Below are 22559 nucleotides of genomic sequence, written 5' to 3'. Positions count from 1 at the left end.
AATATTGGGGCAGCATTGGAGACATCGCTATGCCGAACATGCTCGAGTTCACCGCCGCCGAAGCCGCCTTCGTCCTGCGCGAACCCATCAAGGCGGTGCGCAAGGCCATGGACGAGGGGCCGGTGCAGGCCCGGCTGGTCACCAAGGCGGGCGGACCGGTGCGGGCCATCGCTTGGCGGGATCTGGTCTATCTCCACGCGGTCCGCACCCTGCGCGAGGAATTGACGCCCAAGGGCCGGACCGAGTTCTACCTGGCTCTGAAGCGGAGTCCTGCGGAGGGTACCCGGGAGGTACGGTTCGGCCGGCTGAGCGTGACAATGGACGCGTTCGAGGCGGAGGTCGAGGCGCGGGCGCAGGAATTGTCCGCGCTGGCCGACAAGGTCGAGTTCCGCGCCGATGGCGAGCCGTTGCTCAAGGGAACCGCCATCGAGGTGCATCGGATCGCGGCCCTGCTGGCCGGCGGCCTGTCGGCTGAGGAAATCCGCGACGATTATCCCTCGGTCACGCCTGCGATGGTGGACACAGCCAAGGCTTATGCCGACGTCCATCCCAAGCCCGGTCGCCCCTATCCTCGGACGACGGTGAAGCGCGCCTTGCAAGGGGCTGGACTGGAAGCCTTGGATGAGGTGCTCGACGGCCCGGCCAGCGAGGCATGAAATACCTGCTCGACACCAACGTCTTCCGCGAGATCGGCAAGACAGCGCCACACGAGCATGTGAAGGCCTGGCTGGCGCAGGTGGATGATTCCGATCTGGCCCTCAGCACCATCACCGTGCGTGAGGTCATGAAGGGCGTGGAGAAGCTCCGGCGCACCAAACCCGACGTCGCGGCGGTAATCGAGACCCGGGTGCAGGCGAGCTTCGATGCCCTGGCGGACCGGATCCTTCCGGTCGACCGCGAGATCGCGGCCCTATGGGGCAGGTTGCTGGGCGCCAGCGAGAAACATACCGACGATACCGGATTGGCAGCCACGGCCCGCATCCATCGGCTGATCCTGGTGACCCGCAATTCCGCCGACGTGGCCGGGCGGGGCATCACCACCCTCGATCCCTACTCCGCGTCTCCCCGGATACGGCCCGCCTGACACCCCCTTTGCCCTATCCCGCTATCCCGGCGTAGGGCCACGACCCACGGGGAATCCCCAATCGGCGATCCAGTCCGGCTCCTTGGGTGAAACCACCAGACCTGTCCGATGGCGGGTCACCCGGACTGTGCCACCGACGGGCAAGCTCGAACTATTGAGGTCGGCACCCAAGCGCAGGTAGTGGGACCGCCCCTCCTGGTCTTCGACAACGATGAACGGTCGGCCCGTCAACTCATCGTCCAAGCCCTTGACGGTGATTTGACCGACGATGGGGTAGGCCGGTCCCTCTTGCCCATGGACCACCACGTCATCGACCGCACGGCCCAGTCTCTGGTTCAGGGTGCGGATGATGTCGCCTCGTTGCCCCAGGGCACGCAGGGTTGGCTCGACGGCTGCCGATAGCCGCCACTGTCCCACCCCCTCCGCCGTCGCCGTCGCCAGCCCCAGAACCTGCAGGCGCTGGAGCCGGCCGATGAGCATCCCCTGAACGCCGCCTCCCTTCGGCGAACCCTGCCCGTCCGGCCCCAGGTCGATGACGCCGGCCTGGGCCGCCGCCGCGATCCGGGCCAGGGTCCGATCCAGCTGCGTCCAGCGCTCGGCCTCCACCTCCCGCGCCAGCTTGGTCCGGATCTCCCATTCCGATCGCGGCCCCAGTTCCAAGGTGGCCAGTTCCTGGGCCCGTGCCCGCAGGCCCTGGGTGATGTAGGCGCGGTGGATGACCAGGTCGCGGCCGGCCTCGTCCTTACCGCGGACGATCAGATGGACGTGGGGGTTGTCGGTGTTCCAGTGGTCGACCGCCACCCAGTCCAGCCGGGTGCCCAGGTCGCGCTCCATGGTCCGCACCAGGTCGCGGGTGTAGGCCCGCAGGTCGGTGAGATCGGCCGCGTCCTCCGGGCTGACGATGAAGCGGAAGTGGTGGCGGTCCTCCGCCGTCCGGTTGACGAACGCCCGCACATCGGCATCGTCGGTGTCCGCGCTGACCATCCGCGCCGGCTGGCCGTCCTTGGTCACGCCTTCCCGGCGTAGGTAGGCCAGATGGGTCCCCAGCGGCGCCCCTCGCCGGCCGTGGCGGACGATGCGGGCCTTGACCACCACGCGGCGCCCCCGCTGGGCCAGCAGACCTCGGCTGAGTTTCCAGGCCATGCCGGCGCCCCGGCCGGCCATCCCACGCTTGGTGCGGGCGGAGACGACGCCCGCCTGGTCGCGCGCCACCAGCACCTTGGCCTTGAACAGGCGCGGCTGCCGCTCCGCCCGGAAGCGGCCCAGGCGGGGGCGCAGGAATGCGTCGCCATCCCGGTCACCACGGCGGGGCATGATGTCCCCGTGCCAGGGGAACCCAGGAAAACAGCGCCTCAGCGCGGACAGGCGGCACGGCGCCCGAACCCTGGCACCGTCCAGACGCAAGGCAATCCGCCCCTGACAGCCCGTAAACCCCACCCCACGGCACCGCCTTTAATCTTGCCGTCCGTCGTCCATCGGGCTCTCTGGCGTCGATCCCCTGCCCCTCGCCGCCCTTAAGCGCCCGGCCCCCGCTGTCACGCCGCCCCGTCACGGCATCCTCCCGGCGTGGCTCAGCGCGACGAACAGCCCCCGGTCCGGCATCGACAGGTCCCTCGGGGCCTGGGTCCATCGTCCCAGCACCTGGGCGACATAGCGCCGGGTCGCCACCGGAAGGGGCTGGCCGGTGCGGTAATGCGCCAGCACACGGGCGGGCCCAGCGTGGTAGGCCGCCAGGGCATCCACGGTCCCGAAGCGCTCCCGCAACTCCGACAGGAACGCTGCACCCGCCAGCAGGTTGTCGCGCACCTGATAGGCGCTGGTGCCCAAGTGCAGGCGGGCCCGCATAGCGGCCCAGGTCCCCGGCATGAGCTGCGTCAGCCCCATGGCTCCTGCTGGCGAGGTGGCGGCGGGGTCACCGGCGCTTTCCACCGCCACCAAGGCGGTCAGCAGAGACGGCGGCAGGTGGAAACGTGCGGCCGCCTCGGCGATCTCGGGGGCTACCTCCGAGGCGATCCCCGCCTGCCAATAGGGGGGCGCTGTCACGCAGGGGCGCGGCGGTTGCAACGGCGCGATCAGCGGGCTGGCGGTGGCGAGGCCGCAGGCGACGGCCAGGGTCAGGACGGACATGGCTGTCTCCAGTGCAACAGCGACAACGGGACGAGCGGAGCGCGGCCTTCAGCCACCGGGCTCGCCCGCGTCAAGGCCAAGCGCCGCTTGACCTTGACCCCGGCTGCGCGCGGCGGCGGACCGGAGGGCGGTCGGGACGACAGGATGTCGCCCCGGGGCCGAACAACAGGATGGGGAAGGACGGGCGGCGTCATGGGGCCCGCCTCACCCAAACCGGTGTCGCCTGGCCCAGGACGGCGGTGAGCGGCGTCGGCCCAAAATACCGGCCATCCAGCGCATCGGCGCGGTCGGGGTTCAGCAGCAACACCTCCCCGGGGAATAGCCGCCGGCAGCCGTGCCAGGCGGTCAGGGGCCGGCCCTGGCCATCGGCCTCCCGCACTCGTGCCAGGGGGCGTCCGTCCACCAGCATCCAGCCGGCACGGCCGCAGACCTGCTGCCCCGCCACCGCCGCCACCGGCTTCAGCAGGGGCACGCCCCAGGGCAGGTAGCCGCGATCCGCGTAAAGGCGGGCCTGGGTGGCATCGGGCCGCACCAGCAAGAGGGTGCCGGGGGCCGGGCCGCCATCGCCCAGGGGGCGGAGGCGATAGAGGCCGAGGGGCGCGCTGGCGGTGGCGTTCCACACCAGCACAGGCCGGCGGCCGGGTGGAGCCAGGACCAGCAGCAGCACGGCGGCCAGGCCCGCCAGCAAGGGGAAGGTCCGGCGCGTCATGACCCCACCCCCCGGCGCCGGCACCAGGCGGCATGCTGATCCCGGCCATAGCGCCGGGGGGCCTGCCCGCAGGCCAGGCGGTTGTGGGCATGGCGCCAGTAGTCCGGCGCCACCGCCGCCGGGTCGAAGCCGTCCGCCTCCAGCATGTCGATCAGTTCCAGCGTGCGCTTCACCCGGGGCCAGCCCGATAGGCGCAGCAGGCTGTCGCCGCCGGGGGTGATGCCGGGCACGGTGACGCGCCCCTCCCCGGCGGCACAGGCCCGCAGGATGTCGATGCGGGAGAGGACGGTGCCGTGGGCGTTGCCCTCCCACCGCACATAGCCGAACACGGCGCCGGGGGCGAAGAACAGCAGGCGCCGCCGCCGGTCCAGCACCTGGTCCGCCACCGGATGACCGAAGCGCAGCCAGCGCTCGATCCAGTCGCGGTGGAACACCAGTTCCACGCTGGTCAGGGGGCTGGTCAGGGAAGCCGACGCGGTCATGACGGCCCCGCCCCCGCGCCGAAGCGCTCCTCCAGCATCGCCCGCAGGAGGTCGGCCACGGTGACGCCCTGGTTGAAGGCCGCGACCTTGATGCGGCCGCGCAAGGCCGGCGTGACGTCGATGGTCAGGCGGGCGCTGTAGGCCTCGGCCTTGGCCGGGGTGCGGCCCTTGCCGTCGCCATCGACCCAGCGCTGGGCATCGTCGCGCGGACGGGCGCCGAGGAGGGGGGCGGGCCGCCGGGTCATGGCCGCCCCCGCAGCACCTCGGCGGCCAGCGCTGCCACCTCGCGCACCGCCGGCGACGCCCGGTCGATCTCCCGCGCCAGCAGGCCAGACCCGGCCGCCTCGGCGTAGATCACCCGTTGCGCCAGGCTGGCCTCCAGCGCCGGCACGCCCAGGCTGGCGATGGCGCGCTGGACCTCCCGGGCGATGCGGGTGCGCACCACGCGGCGGTTGACGACGAAGTGGGCCTTCAGCTCCGGGCGGTAGACACGGGCCTCGGCCACCAGGTCCAGCATGGCCTGGCTGGCCCAGACGTCGAAGCCGGACGGCTGCACCGGCACCAGCACCCGTTCCGCCGCCAGCAGGGCGGAGCGCACCAGGGCGGTGGTGCGTGGCGGCCCGTCGATGACGACGTGGGCGACGCCCCGGGCCAGGTCCGGCACCTCGCGGTGCAGGGTCTCCCGCGCCAGGCCCACCATGCCGAACAGCCGGCGGCGCCCCGCCCGTGCCCGCTGTTCCGCCCAATCCTGGGCGGAGGCCTGGGGATCGGCATCGACCAGCAGCACGGACGCGCCGGACCGCGCCCACTCTCCGGCCAGATGCAGGGCCAAGGTGGTCTTGCCCGCCCCGCCCTTCTGCGTCAGCACGGCGACGATCATGGCCGCCTCGCGCGCGGGCGCGGATGTAGGGCACTACCCTCAACAACAACCAAGAGTCTATTAAGAGTCATAGAGTCAGGGATTCGGCCAGCGCGAATTACTGATTGATGCCAATGGCTTGCTGACCACCCCCACGCCTGATCCACCGTCGAATCACGCCTGTTCCACCGTGGCGGCACGCCTAATCCACCGAGAGGATTCACAGCCCACCCTCCCCGTCTGTGGATGAAACCCCCGGCTTATCCCCAGGCACCACGGCGGCACTGTGGACGGACTCGGTGGATCGGGCGGCGTGCAGGGCCTCCCACCCGTGGTGTCGCACCAGGGTCAGGACATAACCCGCCAATACGCCCCGGCGCGCGATGCCACGCAGGTCCGCGATGAAATCGACCGGGCGGGCCAGGCTGCCGGACCGGGCCTGCAGGTCCGCCAGGGTGATGGTCCAGCCGGTGGATAACCCCGCATGCCGGCGCAGCAGGCGCCACAGCCAACGCTCCACCCCGCCGGTCAGCCGCAGGTAGGCGCGGTCGATCCGCAGCACCCGGCGGCGGACGACGACCGCCGTCCACAGCCATTCCGGCAGCAGAATGATCAAGCCGTCGCCGTCAGCGGTCCAACGCTCGATCCAATGGAAGCGCTGCCCCTCGGCCGTGGTGGCACCCAGCGTGGTCTCCACCTCGCTGGCCGCCAACCGCTCCAGCGCCTGGACCAGGGCGGCATATTGCGCCCGGCCCGTGCCGCGCCCGAGAAAGCGTAAAACCTGAAACGCGGGTGCGCGTAAAAGCGGCCCCGGCTCCAGCCCGCGATCGCGCCCCTCGGCCAATTGCGAGACCGCCCAGATCAACAGGTCGGCATCCCAGAGGGTGGCGAGGCCCGGCCCAGCGGCCTGGATCGACACCCGCAGATGGTCGCCCGCCCGCCGGTGCGACAGCGGCCGATGCCGGGGCCGCTTGGACAAGGAAAAGCAGGGCCAGACCATCAGGTCGATGGCATCGCGCACCGGGGCCCCGGCATGGATGGCGGGAAAGCCGCGCATGGGTCATCGCCTTCCCAACGACGCTGCCCGGCGCGGCGGCCGAACGGTGGTGGGGGTGACGTCGGTGGTGGAGGTCCGCCGGCCCTGGTCGGCCCAGCGCTGCAGATCGTCGACGGCGTAGATCACGCGACCGCCGATCTTGCGATAGACCGGCCCCGTGCCGAAGGTGCGGTGCTTCTCCAGGGTACGGCCGGACAGCCCTAACAGCCGGGCGGCCTCGGGCGTACGCAGATAGCGCGGCGGCAAGGAAGGATAAGGATCGAGCATGGGCGCACCCCGGCATGGCCAGGCGGCCCACCGGGAACGGGGCCGCATCGCCGGCAAGCATCGGCGGGCCGCCACCCCCTTGGGGATGGACGAAGTTCGGGGGGTGCGGAAAACGTCCACCCCGGGATCGACGCGGGACGACCTGCCCGTAAGGGGGAGACGCCGGCCAAGCACCTCATGCCTTCGGCAGAGGCCCGCATGGGCAGCTTGCCGATACACGGGCGGCGCGTATTTGATTGCGCGGGACACCGGTCCCGCCAGTCGGTTCAGCCGAGGAGCGCAAAGATGGCGGAAACCCTGACCGTGAGCCACCGCTGGCTCCGGGACGATGCCATGGCCTTGCTCTTGAGCGAGGCGTCCTGTGACTTTGGCATGCTCAACCAGACGCCCGATCCGCAGAAGGCCCGCGCGCTGGTGGCGGGCCTCTGCCTCATCCGCATGAGCGACAATTTCCGTTTCGCGTTCGAGAAGGAACTCGACACCTTGCGGCACACCCCCGGTTGGGGGCCGTTCTATTCCTGGATGATCATGACCAAGTTCCAGGTGACGGAGAATCCGGACGAATACCCGTTCTCGCTCACCGACCGGGAGTTCGATTACTATGCCACCAAGGAGTTCAGCGGCAAAATCGGTGACGTCCAAGGTATTTACAAGCCGCCCAACTTCTATACCGCCTTGGGCCAGGACATTGGCTCCTTCTTCGGCGGTGTCTTTGTGGGGATGATCGCCACCGCTTTCATCCCAGAGGCTGCCGGTGCCGCAGCCTTGAGCAGTGCCGCCTTTGGAACAACCGCAGCCCGAGCCGCCATCAGCAATTTGGCAGGCGCGGTCACAAACCGTCTGATGCCCGGCAATTCCTTGGCAGCCGCTCGAGCAGGAAGGCTGTGGCCCCGTTACGTGGCGGAATATAATCGGAGACTGCTACGGTGACCGTCTTGGCTGTCCGCAGTTGGATTGCGCGATATGGCCGCTGGTGGATATTGGCCGGCGGCTTTTTCGGCTTCCTGGCCCAGGCAGATAAGCGGTATGACTACGCCACGTTAGGAATGGCTATCGCGTCATTGGGTACATGGGGACTATTGCTCAACGCCGATATGCCGGGAAAATCTTTCGGCTATCGCCGACCTTTCCTGACCGTTTTGTTCTGGTTGGCCATCGCCTTGACCTTATTGTACTTGTGCTTGTTCTACGCCGTCGAAAGGCCGTAATGACGGCCAATTTTAACCCCCTGGTTATGTCGCGGAATATAAACTGAAGAATTTTGCAGTGACCATCTTGGCCGTCCGCAGCTGGGTCGCCCAGTACGGTCGCTGGCTGACAGTGGCCGGTTGGTTTTTGGGCTTTTTCGCCCAAGGCGACAAACGGTATGACTATGCCGCGTTGGGAACGGCCATCGCCTCTATTGGAACATGGGGTCTTTTGTTGCACGCCGACCTTCCCGGAAAACCCTTCGGCTATCGTCGCCCATTCTTGACCATCCTACTGCGATTATCTGTCGGGCTGACCTTACTCAGCATCTGCCTATTCTTCGCGGTGCAAACGCCGTAAAGGGATTCCGCCGTTCGCTGTTGGTCCCGTCAGCGTCTCAACAGGGCGCGATAGTCGCCATTGACCAAGCGGCGCCCCGTCGCCAGCACCCGACGCACCTGGGCCCTCATCGGACTGTCGGACCAATCCGCTGGCACCGCTCCCCACAATGCCGCCGCCACCTCCCGGCCGGATGCCCCGGCGGCGGCCAGGTCCAGCGCCCAGAGAATGAAGGTGGATTCCAGCGTGCGGCCGGTCGGCTTGAGAGCCGGCACAGGCGGCGCCCGGGTGATACGCGGGTTTTGGGCATAACGCCAGAACGCCAGCGTTGAGGCCAGTCGCTGGGGATGCCAGGCGTCAAACAGAGGCTGGGGGGCCAAGGCGGCACGGGCGGCAGGCGGATCCGGGCCTGGCAGCAGCAGGTGGTGCGCCAACCCCGGGCGAGGCGAGACGATCAACTGATAGCCATCGGGGGTCAGCAAGGCAGCCTGGCGACCGCCCCATCGATCAGGGTCAAAATGGATCAAGCACCCGGCGGCCAGCGGGGCCGGGGTCAACCGCACCAGGCGGGCCAGCGCGTCGGCGCGCCAGAACACGAACGCTTCCTGGGCCGTCAGGGCGGGGTCGGCCAGGACATCGCAGCCCCCAGCGGGCGGCGCGGTCAAACGGGATCACGGTCGCGGGTTCCGCCTTTTCAGCCTTGTGGTCCGCCTGGTAGGCGGTCGAACGGCGCAGGAATTCCCAGGCGAGCCCGTCATCGTCCAGGCCCTCGATATAGCGGTAGTCGGCGTCGAGGCGTTCTCGCTTAAACGGGCGCATGGCCCTCTCCGTGCACCGTTAGCGCGGATCAGTGAAGGCACCTTCCCCAACGAACAATGCCCAGCGCGAAGCGTCGTGTCTAGGTCGGCGGGCGTAGGTGCCACAGACGGAATTACCGCCCGTTTGACCTGAAGAGGCTCCCCCTGCCCCCAAAGGCGTAGAGCCGTGGATCCGTAAAAGCGGCTCCACGGATTTACTCCACCCGGCGGTCCCGCCCACTTTTATGCAGTTGCTCACGCCCATGCTCGGCCATCCAGCGTGCCCGGGCCAGATGGCTGTCGTAAGCGCGCAAGGCTTTGGCCCGGTCCCCTTGCGGATTGATTTGCAAGACTTCCCGGATGATGTCGTCGACGGCCCTGCCATCCCGTACCGCGTCTAGCAGCATCAGGTAAGTCGCAAAATGCTTACGGTCGTAGTCGGTGATCGTGGTGTCGCTCGGCGCCAGGTCGGCCACCGGCCCTGGGTTGACGGGGGATCGGGTCACGGATTGGGGCCCCTTGCTGATGGGACAGGTGGTCCTGCTTCTCCGCTGGGAGTATGCCATGGGTGCCCCTGCCCGGCGAAGGGGCGTTCGGGGGACGAACAGGTCAGGACATCAGGAGCGCGTATTATAGTACGTCGCATTAGAATACGCGATCCTGCTCCATCCTGGGGATGGACATCCGACGGCTCTTTGGGGCGAACCTGCGCCGCCTGCGAGATCGCGCCGGCCTCAGCCAGGAGGCCGTGGCGGCGCGCATGGGCGTGGACCGGGCCCATGTCAGCCTGATGGAACGTGGCCTGCAGAACGTCACCTTGACCACGCTCTGGGCGGTTTGTGAGGCCCTGCAGGTTCGGCCTGTCGAATTTTTTGACGAAAGCGTGGGTGATCCCGGGCCTTGATCCCGCGCCGGCCCCGCCGGCGCGCAAATTTCGCGCCAGCCCTCAGGATCCAAGCCTGTGAAGGTTGGGGCCGGCATTATACCGGCCCCCTGTTCTCCCCTACGCGGCCACCCGGTCCATCAAGCGCTTGGCCTTCTGCTCCAGGTCCAAGCGGGCATCCTGGTGACCCTTGGCGCGGGCCACGGCGGTGATGCCCTGGATGAAGTCGAACACGCTTTCCGGGGGCTTGCCTTCCTCCCGCAAGACGGTTTCGATGACGCGGGCGGCATCCTGGCGGCCCAGGCCGGCGCGGCGGCTGAGGAAGTCCGTGCGCTCCTCATCCTTGGTGGCGACGATGGTGTCGCGGGCGGCCTTGATGCCGGCAATGAAGCCGGCGGGACTGCTGGCGGCGAAGCGCTCCAGGGCCGGGGCCGCCTGGTGGGCGAAGCGGCCAGCGGCGTATTTGCTATGGCGGATGGTGATCTCCTCCAAGCCCTCCACGCCCCAAAGATTGCGGTTCTGGCAGACGCCCCGCAGGAAGAAAGAGGCGATGCCCAGCGTCTTGCTGCCGACCTCCGAATTCCAGCAATAGAAACCCCGGAAATACAGGTCCGGTGATCCATCGGCCAAACGCCCGGCCTCGATGGGGTGAGTGTCGTCCACCAGAAACAGGAAGACGTCGCGGTCGCTGGCGTACAGCGTGGTGGTCTCAGCGCTGATGTCGACATGGGGGTTGTGGGTCATGGTTGACCAGTCCAGCGTCCCCGGCACCTTCCACCGGGTGTCGCCCGTGCCGTTGCCGGCGATGGCGCGCACGGCGGCCACCAGTTCATGGTCGTGGATGCGGCCATAATCCGGCCCCGTCACCGCCCGCAGTTCAAGCCGGCCGTCGTCCGTCTCTAGGGTCTTGACCTGTTCCGCCCGATGATGAGTCAGGCCGTATTGCAGGTTGATGCCCGCCAAGGGGGCCGGTAGTTGTCGCAGATAGCCGGCGGGCGCGCCCACCAGGCCCGCCAGCTGGCCGAAACTCCAGTGCGTCGGCGCCAGGGCGGCCCCCTCCCCCGGCAGGCGCAAGGCCAGGCTGTCCGGGTCGTCGCGGTGGGCCTCCACCAGAATATGCCGGCTCTCCACCGTGCGGGTGCGGGAGCGGTCGGCACGGTCGCGCACCGCGTCATAGAGGTCGGCCAAGCTAAGATAGCGCTCGTCCGCCGGGCGTGAGAACCATTCCGATGACACGCGGCCAACCCGCCGGCCGCGCGTCACGTCCACCTTGAAGGGGGCGGCCACCGGGGCAGCGTCGAGGGTTTGGGTCACCAGGCTCATGATCTGTCTCCTTGCAGGTAAGATGACGAGGGGAAGCAGCGGCTGCTGCTTCCCGGAGGCGGGTGACCGCGCGGGTGGGTGGGGGCGAATGCGGCATGGCCCGGCCGGGTTTGCGGGGAACGGGTGGGCCTCGGCCCGCCCAGGGCACCGCAGCCCTGCCGGGCGCCAGGCGGCATTCGCGGGGAGGGAGGGCCCAGGGCCCTCCCTCCCAACAACGGCCCCGCGACCGCCCTGGCGGTGCGGGGCTGACACGGCATCGAGCCGGAATCCCGGCTCTCCGCAAATCCTGCCCCCCGGATTTGCTGAAACCTGGATTTGCGCCGAAGCGGCTTTACGGAAAAGAAAAGGCGCCCCGCCGGGGTGGACGGGGCGCCGCTGGTGGGATCAGGGATCAGTTGCCGTTGCGGCGGGACCAGATGAGGCTGTAGCCCTTGCCGTCGTCCATCTCCACCAGGCTGGCGTAGATGGGCTGGGCGAAACTGGGATCGTCCAGCTTGAGGGAGAGGTAGGGGCGGCCCGTGTCCTGGGCGGTCTTCTTCCAGGCGGCGCCGATCTCGGCGGAGCCGGCGTAGACGCGGAAGTCGGGGGCGCTGTCCTTGGCCTTATCGGCCTCGGCGGTGATGCGGGCCTTGGCGTTGACGGTGAGGGTGCGGACGGAGCCCGTGTAGTTGCCGTTCTCGTCCTTGGTGAAGGTGCCGATGGTCGCCATGATGTCGTCTCCTGGGAGGGTCCGGGGCCGCCGGTCGCGGCCTCGATGGTGATCCGACCGGCCGAGGGGGAAGCGCCCGCACCGCCCTGGCGGCCGCAGCGATAGCGAAGGACGGCTGGCGGGGCGTTTTATTGGTGCGCGAGGAGGCGCCGCCCAGCGGCGCTGGGGAATAAAACGCCCCGCCGGCCGTTGCGGGACGGAGCTTCCCTTTCGGCCAGGGTCACCTGACGAGAGGCCGTGACGGGTGGCCCTGGCACCGGTGTTCCCGGAGACGCTGGCGATGGCCGCCGTCTTTGCCAAGGTGCCGCGATGGCACTGCGACCCCGTCCCCCTTCCTACCCTCTGCGGCCAAGTCCCTTGCCGCTGGCAGGGACAAGGCCTAAATTGATGTCCACGAGGACACGAATTATGCCACTGCCCAGCTACAGCCCCCAAGAGACCGCTGCCATTACCGGCGCGCCGCTGGCCGCCATCCAGCGGGCGATCACCCGCCAGGCCATCCCCGCCCGGGCCATGGGCAAAACCGGCCGGCGGCAGCTCAATGAGACGGCGCTGCTGGCCTTCGCCCTACTGGAGGCCCTGCCGGCGGAGGTGCGCCTCTCCCCGGCGACGGTCTACAACCTGTTGCGGGAAGACCCGCAGCGGCGCGACGTGGTGCTGGGCGAGGTCGTCCGCATCGATGCTGCCAAGGCCTTGGAAGGCACGCGCCGACGCCTGGCGCTGTATGACCGGGCGGCTGACATCATCGTCAAGGACCCCGCCATCCTGGGCGGGGCCCCGGTGATCAAGGGGACCCGCATCACCGCCCAGTCCATCCTGGGCCGGTTGGAGGCCGGGGACGATGCCGACAGCATCCTGGAAGACTATCCCGCCCTGGACCGCGACACCCTGGAGGTGGCGGCCCTATACGCCAAGGCCAACCCCTTGCGGGGCCGACCGAGCGGCAAGCTGTGGCCCCGCGCTTCCTGATCGATGAGAACCTGTCGCCCCAGGTGGCCCGTCATCTGCGGAACACCCTGGGATATGACGCCGCCCATGTGAACGAGGTGGGCTTGAGCGGCCAGCCAGACGACGCGGTGTTGGCCTGGGCAATGGAGCGCCGGCACATCGTGGTCACCAGCAACGCCGACGACTTCCGCCGCCTGGGCCGGGCCAGCCCTGGCCATCCGGGGCTGGCTATACTGCTGGACGCCGTGGGCCGCCAGCAGCAGGTGGCGCTGACCGTCATCCTCGCGGAGGCGGTCGAGGCCCGCCTTCAGGCCGGGGAACCCGCCGCCGGGCAGTTGTTCGAGGTGGACCGAGCCGGAGCGGTCAGGGTGTTTCCTCTGCCCTAAAAGGAAAATGATCAGGAACGATCAATAAAGGGGAATGCCTACCTCCCTCAGGGCACCAGGATCAGCTATTAACGCGAAGCATGATTCAGAATATGTTCCGTGGTAACATATTCGACAGCCGTTCATGTTCTAACCATGAGCGACCTGCGAACCATCCTCGCCGAGAACCTTCGGCGACTGAGAAAAGACAAGGGCCTGTCACAGGAAGATCTCGCCGGCCTGTCAGAGGTTGATCGTACTTACATCAGCCTGATCGAGCGCAAGCGAAACTCCATCAGTCTCGACAAATTGGAACAAATCGCGACTGCTCTTAATGTCGACGCTTATTTGCTGATCAAGCCATAGAGCGACTTAAAACCCGTTTGCCAAACATCAATATTGGAACCTTACCGCGTCTCAGGTGAGTGCGATCACTCACGTCGGCATCAGTGGCGCGGCACGATCTCACGGTTGAAAACGCAGAATATATTCTGCACTCTGTCCCTCTCGGTAAACCCCTGCCGGCATGGGAGACGGACGATGCCCCTGTCCCATTACACCGACCCAATGGTTTTCGCCCTGGCGCTGGCTCAAGCGCCCCAGGTGCGGGGAATCCGCCACGCCGGGCATTTCAACCTGCTGGTCTCCTGGATGCGGGCGCGCGTGGACGACGGCTATCCCGCTTGGTCAACCGTGCGAGAGCGCGTCCAAGCCCTCTACCGCGATTTTCTGGTGGTCGCCGATCTGCACGCGACCCCACCCCGCTGGCATGACGTCGGCTGGAGCGCCGGCAACCTGCTGGCCAGCCGTTTCGACATCAGCGCCAACCTGCCCGGTGCCCCCGCCTATCACGCCGGCAAGATGGCGGTCGCTACCTATGATGAAATCCCCAGCCGGCAAGAGGTCTTGGGCCTGTTGGCTCTGCCAGTTCTTCATATCCAGCAGGAAAAGCCGATTTCCGTGATGGGTGTCTTCATGCTGGCGCCAAAGGCGGAGCGGTCGAATTCCATTCCTTGGCGCGGAGGGGAGCGGGCACCGCATCATCGGCTGCACTGAGCAAATCCATTTTTATTTTCGTCGCAGAAGCGCTCATTTCCGGCGCTCCCTTGGCTCCGATGCCATCAATACCGAGTATGGGTATCATTTAATTATATTGGGGCTATTCCTGCGCCTTGATTTGCAGGATCATGGACTTACTTCAGCATGGTGCCTCTGCTCGTGCCGAACCCGAATGGCGATGGAATACAAATGTCCGACTCGACCCTGAACCTGACCACCAACATCGTGGCCGCCTATGTCTCCCACAACCGCGTGGATGTGGCGGACCTGCCGTCCCTGCTGAAGGCCACCTATGACAAACTGGTGGCGTTGGAAAACCCGCCGGCGGAGGCGGCCACGCCGGAGCCGTTGACGCCCGCCGTTCCGGTGCGCCGCTCGGTGACGCCCGACCACATCGTCTGCCTGGAAGACGGCAAGAAGTTGAAGATGCTGAAGCGCCACCTGCGCACGGCCTACAACCTGACGCCGGACGAATATCGCGCCAAGTGGGGCCTGCCCTCGGATTATCCCATGGTGGCGCCCAATTACGCCGAGCGCCGGTCGGGTTTGGCCAAGGCCAATGGCCTGGGCACCCGTGCCCAGCGCGACACGGTGGCCACCCCAGCTGCGGAACCGGCCAAGAGGAAGCGCGCCGCCAAGAAGGCGGCGTAAGGCCGGCGGGGCCGGTCATCCCGGCCCCGCCTTCCCGACACCTCGTTACTCCGCCGCCTGATCCAACGCCGGCGCCGGCTCGCGCCGTGCCGTGCGCAACAGGGCGGGCAGCCAGGATCTGCCGGCCAGCAAGCGTTCCGCCTGCTCCGCCATCTCCCCCTTCTTCAAGCCGCTGATCGCCTCGGCGTCGCGCACCGATACGCCCTCGCCCACCGCTTCCACGATACGGGCCTTGGTGACCCGCCCCAGATAGCTGTCGACCGTGGCGGACCAATGCCGGCTCATGTCCAGGTCCAGGACGGTGGCCAGGGCATCGGCATGGGCCAGGCGGCGCGGGTCATGGCTCCAGGGCGCCTGCACGCCATGGACAAGGGTGGCCACACAGAAAGCCAGCAGGCGAGCCAGGACGGCGGTTTCCTGCGCCAGCACCCAGACCCAAAGCTCATCCGGCGAGGACGGCAATTGCCGGGCCCAGTCGTCATGGCGACTGGCGACGGCGCGGGCGGCGGAACCGTCCGCCACCGGATTGATGAAGACCACGGGCGCCGTCTCCAGCCGCAGGCAGCTTTGCGGTAGGTAACCGCCGCCATGGAACAAGGGCAGCGCCAAGGCATGCACCACGGCGGCCAGGGCGACGTCGGGCCGGTCCATCAATGCCGCCTGAAGTCCGGCGGTACGGTGGGTGGTCAGTTCCTCCACCAGGCGCTCGGATAGCGGCGTCAGGCCGTCCGTTTCCTCCTCGGCGGTTGCACTGATTGCCTCGGGCTCGTCCCGCGCAGCCGGCAGCGAGGCGGGCTCAGGGACAGGCTCGGGCGGCGCTTCATCCTCCGGCCGGATAAAGCCACGCTCCACCCGAAGCGCACCATCAGCCCCCAGGCAGACGAAGGCGCCGCCGCGCGCGATGTCATCGGGATCATAGGCCTCGCGATCACGCAACGCGGCGATCCGGGCCTCCAGGTCCTGAAAGGCGGTATCCGCCTCAGGGGACGCATCGCCCTCCAGACGGTTGGACAGCGCCTCATAGTCCCGCTCCAACGCGTCCAGGGCGGCCTGTTCGTCCGCGTCGAGCGGTGCGGGCACGGGGTAGGCACGGCGTAGGCCCGCAGCCAGGCCATAGGCGAATTCCGGATGGACGGCCACCCATTTCCACCCCTCCGCGCGCACGGCAACCGCCTCGGCCTCCAGCTTCTCGGCCACCAGCCGGTCCAGCAGCGGCACATCCTCCAGGTAGACCCCCTGGTCGTCGGCGCTGAACAGATCGCGCAACACCGGGCCGCCCGCCGACTCATAGGCGGCGATACCGACGAAACGGACGCGCCTGTCAGTGGCGGGGACATGGGCCTGGGTCAGCAGGCGGCGGATCGTCTCCGCCGACTTGTTCCAGGTCAGGTCGCCCCAAACCTGTTCCTGGCGGGCGTGGTCGTCGGTCAGGGCGAAGGCCATTAACTGCTCCAGCGTCATCAGCCCTTCGCGGTACTGCGTCATCAAGCGGGGGGACACGGCGCCCAGCTTGAGGCGCTGCTTCACCGTCCGCTCAGCCACGCCGAAGCGGGCCGCGATCTCCAGAGCCGGCAGGCCCTCGGCAACATGCAAGTGATGGAAGGCCTCGAACTGGTCGGCCGGGTGGGGCGGAACGTAGCTGTTCTCGGCCAGGCTGACCTCCAGGGCGTTGGCCGTCCCCAGCAGGGCGCAGGGGATGGGGGCCGCCTTGGGCAGGCGCTTACGCTGGGCCAGGAGCTTGAGCGCCGCCAGCCGGCGCCCGCCGGCCACCACCTCATAGCGGCCCGTCTCCTGCCCCTGGCCGTCGAGGACAGGCCGGACGGTGAGGTTTTGCAGCAGGCCGTGGGCGGCGATGCTGGCCGCCAGTTCCTCCAGCCCGCTATCGCGGGCGGTCTTGCGCATGTTGGCGTCCGAAGCGCTGAGCTTGGACAGGGGCAGGGTCAAGAGCTCTCCCATGATCGTCTCCATCGGTAAAATCCCGCCGGGAAGCACCCGTGCGTGCTTCCCGGAGGCGGGTGACCGCGCGGGGGGAGAGGGGGGCGAGCGCCGACGCGCCCGGCCGGGCTGCCAGAACGGGCGGGACCGTCGCGGCGCCCGTCATCATGAGCTTGACGCCGGGCCTGCGCGGCCGCGGCCCTGCCGGTCGGCGCCCGGCACTCGCGGGGGAGAGGGGGCGGAGGGCCCCCTCTCCCCTATGAAAGGAGAGCCTCAGGAAAACTGTGGGACCTTCACATCGTCATGAGCGCGGACACATGCCAGTTTTACGACAGGCCCGCCAATTACTCTCTATATCCTGAGAATTCTCGCACTTGACCTGAATAATCCGCTTCAATCGCTTCAGGTCATCAAGAGGTGGACGACATGAAACGATTGGAAAGTCACGTCCAAACGCGGACGATACGCCGGCATCAATTGCGGGAAATCGTACCGCTCGCAGATACGACCATCTATGACATGGAGCAGCGTGGTGAATTCCCGCAGCGTTTCTACCTCACATCACGCTGCGTGGTGTGGGATCTGGGCGAGGTTGAAGCCTGGCTTGAGGCACGCCGACAAGCGTCACGGGCCAAAACTATTAATCGTGCCCCAGCCCCTGACGTGAAGCTGCGAAAGACCAGGCCCGTCAAGCGGTAGGCTCTGGCGCCAAAAGGTCCATTGCCGGCGGCAGCAGGCTCGGGAGGTATTTCCTCCCTGCCGCCCAAGCGTCGACCAAGTTGGCCCATTCCTGCAACATGTGCCGGCGTTGGTGTTCGTATTCCGCGCGGTTGTACGTGCCGCGTGAGGACCGGCTGTCCTCGTGGGCCAGACACTTTTCTATCCAGTCGCGGTTGAAGCCCAACTCGTTCAGGAGGGTGGAGCCCGTCCGCCGAAGGTCGTGAACGGTGAAGGCCGCCAGCGGCAGTCCCTCCTTCTCCGCGCGCGCCACGACCGCTGTCGTGATCCGGTTGAAGGTCGCCCGCGACATCGGCGCATCCGCATCATAGCGCGAGGGCAGCAAGTACCGCGAACCACCAGCGCAGGTCTTGAGCGCGATCAGGATATCGATGGCTTGTTGCGCCAGGTACACATTGTGCGGCTTGGCCCGCTTCATCCGCTCTTTCGGAATAGCCCAGACCGCGTTCTCAAAATCGACCTCGTCCCAGGTTGCGTCCAGCAGTTCACTCTTGCGCACCATGGTGAGCAGGATGAACTTAAGGCTGAGCCGGATGGTGGGCAGCGTGGGAACGTGCTCCAACTGCCCCAGCATGAGCCGGATCTCCAACGGTGACAGCGCCCGGTCCTTCGGGACAAAGGTAGCGATGGACGCCGGGTTGACGCTCTCGGCAGGGTTCGCCACCTTCTCGCCGTGCAGGATGGCGAAGCCATAGATGAGCTTCACAATGTCCCGGACCTGCACGGCCGTGGCGGGAGCGCCGCGCGCCTTCACCTTCGCACACATGGCACGGACATCATCCGGCTCGATCTCAGTCAGCAGTCGGTTCCGGAATGTGGGAAGGATGTCCCGTTCATAAATTATCCGCCGCATCGCGCGCGTGCTATCGGCCATTCGGGCCTCCTGCAGCCAGCGCTCACCAAACTCGCCAAAGCGTTTGGCCTCCTTGAGGCGGCGCTTTTCCCGCTGCTTCTCTTGGGCTGGCGACCGTCCCTCCAAAACCGCCCGTCGGGCTTCGATCACCTTATCCCTGGCACGCGCCAGGGATAGGTCGGCGGCGCCATATCGACCCAACGTCACGGACTCCCGCCTTCCGTTCAGGTGATAGTCCAGCCTGAACACAATCGTGCCCGATGGCTGGACAACGACGTACATACCGTCACGGTCCGAGACCTTGTACGCTTTACCCTTTGGTTTCAGTGCCTTGATACCAGCGTCCGTCAGCATTCTGGGCCTCCGACATCGCCAAAAGCGCGATAGCGCCGCCAAAAAATACCGTCAGCCCAAAAGGGCCTCGGTGCACAGGCATTTTATCCTTTTAGTTCAACACACTGAGGTCAAAAAAAATACCGTCAGGAGCTTGATCACCCCTGACGGTATCTTCACTCGGCGCTGTCGGCAACAACCGACATACCGTCAGCCAGACCGTCAACTGCGAGGCTAGCCCGGTGATCGGCCTTGATAGACGGCGACGGATTATTTAAGCGATTTCAGTGTTTTATGTCGTACTCTAGAGTGCTGCCGAGTGCCGGCGCGTAGGCACAAATCACTCCCACTCGATCGTACCCGGCGGCTTGCTGGTGATGTCGTAGGTCACGCGGTTGATGCCGCGCACCTCGTTGATGATGCGGGTGGCGACGCGGCCCAGGAACTCGTGGCTGAAGGGGTAGTAGTCGGCGGTCATGCCATCGACCGAGGTGACGGCCCGCAGCGCGCAGGCATAGTCATAAGAGCGGCCGTCGCCCATGACGCCCACGGTGCGCACCGGCAGCAGCACGGCGAAGGCCTGCCAAATCACGTCGTACAGGCCGGCGTTGCGGATCTCCTCCAGGTAGACCGTGTCGGCCTTGCGCAGGATCTCCAGCTTCTCCGGCGTGATCTCGCCAGGAATGCGGATGGCCAGGCCCGGGCCCGGGAAGGGGTGCCGGCCGATGAAGGCCTTGGGCAGGCCCAGTTCCACGCCCAGGCGGCGAACTTCGTCCTTGAACAGCTCGCGCAGCGGCTCCACCAGCCTCAGGTTCATGCGCTCCGGCAGGCCGCCCACATTGTGGTGCGACTTGATGGTGACGCTGGGACCACCGGTGAAGCTGACGCTTTCGATCACGTCGGGGTACAGCGTGCCCTGGGCCAGGAAGCCGGCGCCGCCGATCTTCTTGGCCTCGGCGTCGAAGATCTCGATGAAGGTGGCGCCGATGGTCTTGCGCTTCACCTCCGGGTCGCTGACGCCGGCCAGTTTGCCCAGGAACAGGTCGGCCGCGTCCACGTGCACCAGCGGGATGTTGTAGTGGTCGCGGAACAGCGTCACCACCTCATCCGCCTCACCGGCGCGCATCAGGCCGGTATCGACGAAGATGCAGGTCAGTTGGTCGCCGATGGCCTCATGGATCAGCACGGCAGCGACGGAGCTATCGACGCCGCCGGACAGGCCGCAGATGACCTTGCCGGTCCCCACCTGGGCGCGGATCTTCTCGATGGCCTGAGCCTTGAAGGCGGCCATGGTCCAGCTGCCCGACAGGCCGGACACGGAGAACAGGAAGTTGCGGATCAGCGCGTCGCCGTGCGGGGTGTGCACCACCTCCGGATGGAACTGCACGGCGTAGAAGCGGCGGCTGTCGTCGGCGATGATGGCATAGGGCGCGCCCTCGCTCGTCGCCACGATGCGGAAGCCTTCCGGCAGCTTGGCGACGCGGTCGCCATGGCTCATCCACACCTGCTCGCGCGCACCCACCTGCCACACGCCCTCGAACAGGGCGCAGGGCTCCTTCACATCGACGAAGGCGCGGCCGAACTCGCGGGTCTCACCCGGCTCGACCTTGCCGCCCAGCTGCTCGCACATCGTCTGCTGCCCATAGCAGATGCCCAGCACGGGCACGCCCGCGGCGAAGACGATGCCGGGCGCGCGGGGGCTACCCTCTTCCGTCACCGAGGCCGGGCTTCCCGACAGGATGATGGCCTTGGGCCCATAGGCCTGGATGGCCGCCTCGCTCATGGAATAGGGGTGGATCTCGCAGTACACCCCCGCCTCGCGGACCCGCCGGGCAATGAGCTGGGTCACCTGCGACCCGAAATCGAGAATGAGGACCCGATCGGACGTCGTCTCTGTGGCCATGGGCTTATCCCTATCATTGGGGGTTGCGAGGGTGGCCGCACGCTAGTCCAAGGCACCCCGGCACGGCAAGCGTTGGACAGGCAAGGGGCCCCCGCGCCGAACGCGGGAGAACGGACCGGCCGGATTTGGACTGGCTGGACTCTGATTTGTTATTTTGCTAAATAACGAATTATAGCCTTTCCCGTGGAGCATCCATGCGTCCCCTCCTCCGTCGTTTGCTGGCCGCCGCGCTGATCCTCACGGCGCCGATGGCTTTGGCCCAATCCCCCGACACGTCCGATACCGAGGTCAGCCTGGGGGGTGGCGGCGGTTCATTCCTATATGGCTCCCTGATGCGGCCCGCGGACTGGAAAGGCGGGGTGGCGGTGCTGATGCAGGCGGGGTCCGGCCCCTCGGACCGCGACGGCAATTCCACCCTGCTGACGGTGCGTGGCAATGTGCTGAAGCTGATCGCCCAAGGGCTGGCCGCCTACGGCGTCGCCAGCCTGCGGGTGGACAAGCGCTGCATCGCCAAGAGTGCCGCCGCCTGCCCCGGCGAGGACAATTTGCGTTTCTCGACCTATGTCGATGACATGGCGGCCTGGGCCCGCTATCTCGCGCGCCAACCCCAGGTGCGCTGCGTCATGCTGTTGGGCCATTCGGAGGGGGCGACCATCGCCACCCTGGCCGCCGCCCAGCTGGCCAAGGAGAAGGTACCGGTTTGCGGCGTGCTGTCGCTGTCCGGCGCCGGCCGGCCCTTCGGCGACATCCGTCTGCAGCAGATCCGCGACCGGGGCGCCCCGCCGGCCATCCTGGACAAGGTGGCGGCGATCGAGGCGGCGCTGAAGGAAGGCCGCACGGTGGACGACGTGCCGCCGGCCCTGCAGGTGCTCTACCGCCCCGCCATCCAGCCTTATGTCATCTCCCAAGGGGCCGTCAGCCCGACGCAAGCGGCGGCGGCCCTGACGGTGCCCCTGCTGGTGCTGCAAGGCGACACCGATCTGCAGGTCACGGTCGAGGACGCCTGCCTGCTGGCCCAGGCGCAACCGGCGGCCACCTTGGCCCTCATCCCAGGCGCCAACCATATGCTGAAGGCAGCACCGGCCGAGCCCAAGGCCAACATCGCCACATACGCCGATCCCACCCTACCCCTGGCCCCCGGCGTCATGGACGCCATCACCGCCTTCATCCACAAGGCGGCGGCGGGGAATTAGCAACCGCCCCTTGCGCCCAGGCAGGTATATCCCCATCCATAGCGAAACCGATTGGGGGACCCGCCTTGGCCGACCTGAGCCTGCTCGACAATCCCGTCTGGAACGCGCTGACCACAGCCCACCAGTCCCTTGGGCAGGTCCACGGCCTGGCCGCGCGCTATCAGGACGATATCTCCCCCCTCGCCGGCCTGGGCGAGCCCACGGCGGCGGCGCTGGCCGACCTGGCGGCCCTGGTGCCGGCGGGCCAGGGCATCGGCCTGGTCAGCCCGGCGGCCCTCGACATCCCGCCCGGCGACTGGCAGGTGCTGCGCGCCCGGGAGGTGGACCAGATGGTGTGCCAGTCCCTGGCGCCCCAGCCCGCCACCCCCGTGATCCACCTGACCGCCGACGACGTGCCCGACATGATGGACCTGGCCAAGCGGACGGAGCCCGGGCCCTTCCTGGACGGCACCATCCGCATGGGCGCTTATTTCGGCCTGCGCAGCCCGGACGGGCGGCTGATGGCTATGACCGGCCAGCGCATGCGCCTGCCCGGCTTGCGCGAGGTCAGTGCCGTCTGCACCGATCCGGATTTCCGGGGCCGGGGCCTGGCCTTGGCCCTGGTCAGCGCCGTGGCCGCCGGTATCGTCGCGGAGGGCGACACACCCTTCCTGCACGTCAAGACCGAGAACGAGGGCGCCAAGCGCGTCTATGAGAAGCTGGGCTTCCGGGTGCGGCGGGCTGTGCACTTCATCGTATTGCGGCGACTCTGACCCTA

General features: G+C 67.4%; 29 protein-coding genes and 1 pseudogene. 14 read left to right on the top strand and 16 right to left on the bottom strand.

Features of this window, described 5'->3' with window-relative positions; all coding sequences use genetic code 11:
- Window positions 1-29 precede the first annotated feature (29 nt).
- Together FBZ88_RS02990 and FBZ88_RS02985 are read left to right on the top strand one after the other, a co-directional pair.
- Window positions 30-656 carry a DUF433 domain-containing protein gene (locus FBZ88_RS02990; protein WP_145615376.1) on the top strand — a complete coding sequence of 209 codons (627 nt, stop codon included), beginning with the start codon at window positions 30-32 and terminating at the stop codon, window positions 654-656.
- Entirely contained in the window at window positions 653-1084 is a 432-nt protein-coding gene (locus FBZ88_RS02985; RefSeq protein WP_145615375.1) for a type II toxin-antitoxin system VapC family toxin, read from the top strand. The genes FBZ88_RS02990 and FBZ88_RS02985 overlap by 4 nt, the downstream gene beginning before the upstream one ends.
- A gap of 21 nt (window positions 1085-1105) precedes the next feature.
- Here the strand turns inward: FBZ88_RS02985 and FBZ88_RS02980 are convergent, their stop codons facing one another.
- The 8 genes from FBZ88_RS02980 to FBZ88_RS02945 form a co-directional block, all read right to left on the bottom strand.
- Window positions 1106-2398 (bottom strand): DUF3363 domain-containing protein, encoded by a 1293-nt coding sequence (locus tag FBZ88_RS02980; protein WP_145615374.1) that lies wholly within the window; start codon window positions 2396-2398, stop codon window positions 1106-1108.
- Between the two features lie 234 nt (window positions 2399-2632).
- Window positions 2633-3211 carry a lytic transglycosylase domain-containing protein gene (locus tag FBZ88_RS02975; RefSeq protein ID WP_145615373.1) on the bottom strand — a complete coding sequence of 193 codons (579 nt, stop codon included), beginning with the start codon at window positions 3209-3211 and terminating at the stop codon, window positions 2633-2635.
- Window positions 3212-3401: 190 nt separating this feature from the next.
- On the bottom strand, window positions 3402-3920 hold the full coding sequence (locus tag FBZ88_RS02970) for a S26 family signal peptidase (RefSeq protein WP_145615372.1): 519 nt from the start codon (window positions 3918-3920) through the stop codon (window positions 3402-3404).
- Entirely contained in the window at window positions 3917-4402 is a 486-nt protein-coding gene (locus tag FBZ88_RS02965; protein ID WP_145615371.1) for a DUF2840 domain-containing protein, read from the bottom strand. The genes FBZ88_RS02970 and FBZ88_RS02965 overlap by 4 nt, the downstream gene beginning before the upstream one ends.
- Entirely contained in the window at window positions 4399-4647 is a 249-nt protein-coding gene (locus tag FBZ88_RS02960; protein ID WP_145615370.1) for a hypothetical protein, read from the bottom strand. Before FBZ88_RS02960 ends, FBZ88_RS02965 begins: the two co-directional genes overlap by 4 nt.
- On the bottom strand, window positions 4644-5282 hold the full coding sequence (gene parA, locus FBZ88_RS02955) for a ParA family partition ATPase (protein ID WP_145615369.1): 639 nt from the start codon (window positions 5280-5282) through the stop codon (window positions 4644-4646). The genes FBZ88_RS02960 and parA overlap by 4 nt, the downstream gene beginning before the upstream one ends.
- 199 nt (window positions 5283-5481) lie before the next feature.
- Window positions 5482-6318 (bottom strand): replication initiator protein A, encoded by an 837-nt coding sequence (locus FBZ88_RS02950; RefSeq protein ID WP_145615368.1) that lies wholly within the window; start codon window positions 6316-6318, stop codon window positions 5482-5484.
- Between the two features lie 3 nt (window positions 6319-6321).
- Window positions 6322-6585: a helix-turn-helix transcriptional regulator gene (locus FBZ88_RS02945; protein ID WP_145615367.1), complete on the bottom strand. Its 264-nt coding sequence runs from the start codon at window positions 6583-6585 to the stop codon at window positions 6322-6324.
- 285 nt (window positions 6586-6870) lie between these two features.
- Between FBZ88_RS02945 and FBZ88_RS02940 the strand changes: the two genes are divergently transcribed.
- Genes FBZ88_RS02940 through FBZ88_RS02930 form a run of 3 tightly spaced genes read left to right on the top strand, consistent with a single transcriptional unit; the run spans window position 6871 to window position 8133 of the window.
- Complete coding sequence (locus FBZ88_RS02940) at window positions 6871-7515, top strand: hypothetical protein (protein ID WP_145615366.1); 645 nt, start codon at window positions 6871-6873, stop codon at window positions 7513-7515.
- Entirely contained in the window at window positions 7512-7793 is a 282-nt protein-coding gene (locus FBZ88_RS02935; RefSeq protein ID WP_145615365.1) for a hypothetical protein, read from the top strand. Before FBZ88_RS02940 ends, FBZ88_RS02935 begins: the two co-directional genes overlap by 4 nt.
- A 58-nt stretch (window positions 7794-7851) precedes the next feature.
- Window positions 7852-8133, top strand: a complete 282-nt coding sequence (locus FBZ88_RS02930; RefSeq protein WP_145615364.1) for a hypothetical protein — start codon at window positions 7852-7854, stop codon at window positions 8131-8133.
- A gap of 29 nt (window positions 8134-8162) precedes the next feature.
- On the opposite strand, the gene FBZ88_RS02925 is transcribed toward FBZ88_RS02930, so the two are convergent.
- From FBZ88_RS02925 to FBZ88_RS02920, 3 genes and pseudogenes are all read right to left on the bottom strand, one after another.
- Window positions 8163-8777: a DUF2285 domain-containing protein gene (locus FBZ88_RS02925; protein ID WP_246138474.1), complete on the bottom strand. Its 615-nt coding sequence runs from the start codon at window positions 8775-8777 to the stop codon at window positions 8163-8165.
- 25 nt (window positions 8778-8802) lie between these two features.
- A pseudogene (locus tag FBZ88_RS31485) lies at window positions 8803-8931 on the bottom strand (transcriptional regulator domain-containing protein); the annotation flags it as partial.
- Window positions 8932-9124: 193 nt separating this feature from the next.
- Window positions 9125-9415: a hypothetical protein gene (locus FBZ88_RS02920; RefSeq protein WP_145615363.1), complete on the bottom strand. Its 291-nt coding sequence runs from the start codon at window positions 9413-9415 to the stop codon at window positions 9125-9127.
- A gap of 170 nt (window positions 9416-9585) precedes the next feature.
- Between FBZ88_RS02920 and FBZ88_RS02915 the strand changes: the two genes are divergently transcribed.
- Entirely contained in the window at window positions 9586-9813 is a 228-nt protein-coding gene (locus tag FBZ88_RS02915; protein ID WP_145615362.1) for a helix-turn-helix domain-containing protein, read from the top strand.
- A 99-nt stretch (window positions 9814-9912) separates the two neighbouring features.
- Here the strand turns inward: FBZ88_RS02915 and FBZ88_RS02910 are convergent, their stop codons facing one another.
- Window positions 9913-11115: a DUF932 domain-containing protein gene (locus FBZ88_RS02910; RefSeq protein WP_145615361.1), complete on the bottom strand. Its 1203-nt coding sequence runs from the start codon at window positions 11113-11115 to the stop codon at window positions 9913-9915.
- 391 nt (window positions 11116-11506) lie between these two features.
- Window positions 11507-11824 carry a DUF736 domain-containing protein gene (locus FBZ88_RS02905; protein ID WP_145615360.1) on the bottom strand — a complete coding sequence of 106 codons (318 nt, stop codon included), beginning with the start codon at window positions 11822-11824 and terminating at the stop codon, window positions 11507-11509.
- 408 nt (window positions 11825-12232) lie between these two features.
- On the opposite strand from FBZ88_RS02905, the gene FBZ88_RS02900 reads away from it, so the two are divergent.
- From FBZ88_RS02900 to FBZ88_RS02880, 5 genes are all read left to right on the top strand, one after another.
- Window positions 12233-12793: a DUF433 domain-containing protein gene (locus FBZ88_RS02900; protein ID WP_145615359.1), complete on the top strand. Its 561-nt coding sequence runs from the start codon at window positions 12233-12235 to the stop codon at window positions 12791-12793.
- Window positions 12775-13158 (top strand): DUF5615 family PIN-like protein, encoded by a 384-nt coding sequence (locus tag FBZ88_RS02895; protein ID WP_186464176.1) that lies wholly within the window; start codon window positions 12775-12777, stop codon window positions 13156-13158. The genes FBZ88_RS02900 and FBZ88_RS02895 overlap by 19 nt, the downstream gene beginning before the upstream one ends.
- A gap of 135 nt (window positions 13159-13293) precedes the next feature.
- Window positions 13294-13503, top strand: a complete 210-nt coding sequence (locus FBZ88_RS02890) for a helix-turn-helix domain-containing protein (protein ID WP_145615357.1) — start codon at window positions 13294-13296, stop codon at window positions 13501-13503.
- Window positions 13504-13677: 174 nt separating this feature from the next.
- Window positions 13678-14193 carry a hypothetical protein gene (locus FBZ88_RS02885; RefSeq protein ID WP_145615356.1) on the top strand — a complete coding sequence of 172 codons (516 nt, stop codon included), beginning with the start codon at window positions 13678-13680 and terminating at the stop codon, window positions 14191-14193.
- A gap of 192 nt (window positions 14194-14385) precedes the next feature.
- On the top strand, window positions 14386-14847 hold the full coding sequence (locus FBZ88_RS02880) for a Ros/MucR family transcriptional regulator (RefSeq protein ID WP_211102493.1): 462 nt from the start codon (window positions 14386-14388) through the stop codon (window positions 14845-14847).
- 45 nt (window positions 14848-14892) lie between these two features.
- Here FBZ88_RS02880 and FBZ88_RS02875 read toward each other — a convergent pair whose 3' ends face one another.
- The gene (locus tag FBZ88_RS02875) at window positions 14893-16803 is read right to left on the bottom strand and encodes a ParB/RepB/Spo0J family partition protein (protein ID WP_186464174.1); all 1911 of its coding nucleotides are present in this window, start codon (window positions 16801-16803) and stop codon (window positions 14893-14895) included.
- A gap of 405 nt (window positions 16804-17208) precedes the next feature.
- On the opposite strand from FBZ88_RS02875, the gene FBZ88_RS02870 reads away from it, so the two are divergent.
- A complete protein-coding gene (locus tag FBZ88_RS02870; protein WP_145615354.1) occupies window positions 17209-17481 on the top strand; it encodes a helix-turn-helix transcriptional regulator in 273 nt (90 codons plus the stop codon).
- Here the strand turns inward: FBZ88_RS02870 and FBZ88_RS02865 are convergent.
- Window positions 17471-18727, bottom strand: a complete 1257-nt coding sequence (locus FBZ88_RS02865) for a tyrosine-type recombinase/integrase (RefSeq protein ID WP_145615353.1) — start codon at window positions 18725-18727, stop codon at window positions 17471-17473. The genes FBZ88_RS02870 and FBZ88_RS02865 overlap by 11 nt on opposite strands.
- Before the next feature lie 319 nt (window positions 18728-19046).
- Window positions 19047-20609, bottom strand: a complete 1563-nt coding sequence (guaA, locus tag FBZ88_RS02860; RefSeq protein ID WP_145615352.1) for a glutamine-hydrolyzing GMP synthase — start codon at window positions 20607-20609, stop codon at window positions 19047-19049.
- Window positions 20610-20803: 194 nt separating this feature from the next.
- On the opposite strand from guaA, the gene FBZ88_RS02855 reads away from it, so the two are divergent.
- Together FBZ88_RS02855 and FBZ88_RS02850 are read left to right on the top strand one after the other, a co-directional pair.
- Entirely contained in the window at window positions 20804-21802 is a 999-nt protein-coding gene (locus FBZ88_RS02855; protein WP_145615351.1) for an alpha/beta hydrolase, read from the top strand.
- A gap of 65 nt (window positions 21803-21867) precedes the next feature.
- Window positions 21868-22554, top strand: coding sequence for a GNAT family N-acetyltransferase (locus tag FBZ88_RS02850; RefSeq protein WP_211102492.1), 687 nt, complete (start codon window positions 21868-21870; stop codon window positions 22552-22554).
- Window positions 22555-22559: the final 5 nt, after the last annotated feature.

Origin of the sequence: Nitrospirillum bahiense, assembly GCF_007828025.1 — a bacterium.
Taxonomy (GTDB): domain Bacteria; phylum Pseudomonadota; class Alphaproteobacteria; order Azospirillales; family Azospirillaceae; genus Nitrospirillum; species Nitrospirillum amazonense.
Note: the sequence above shows the minus strand (reverse complement) of the source record. Positions and strands in the feature narration are given on the sequence as shown.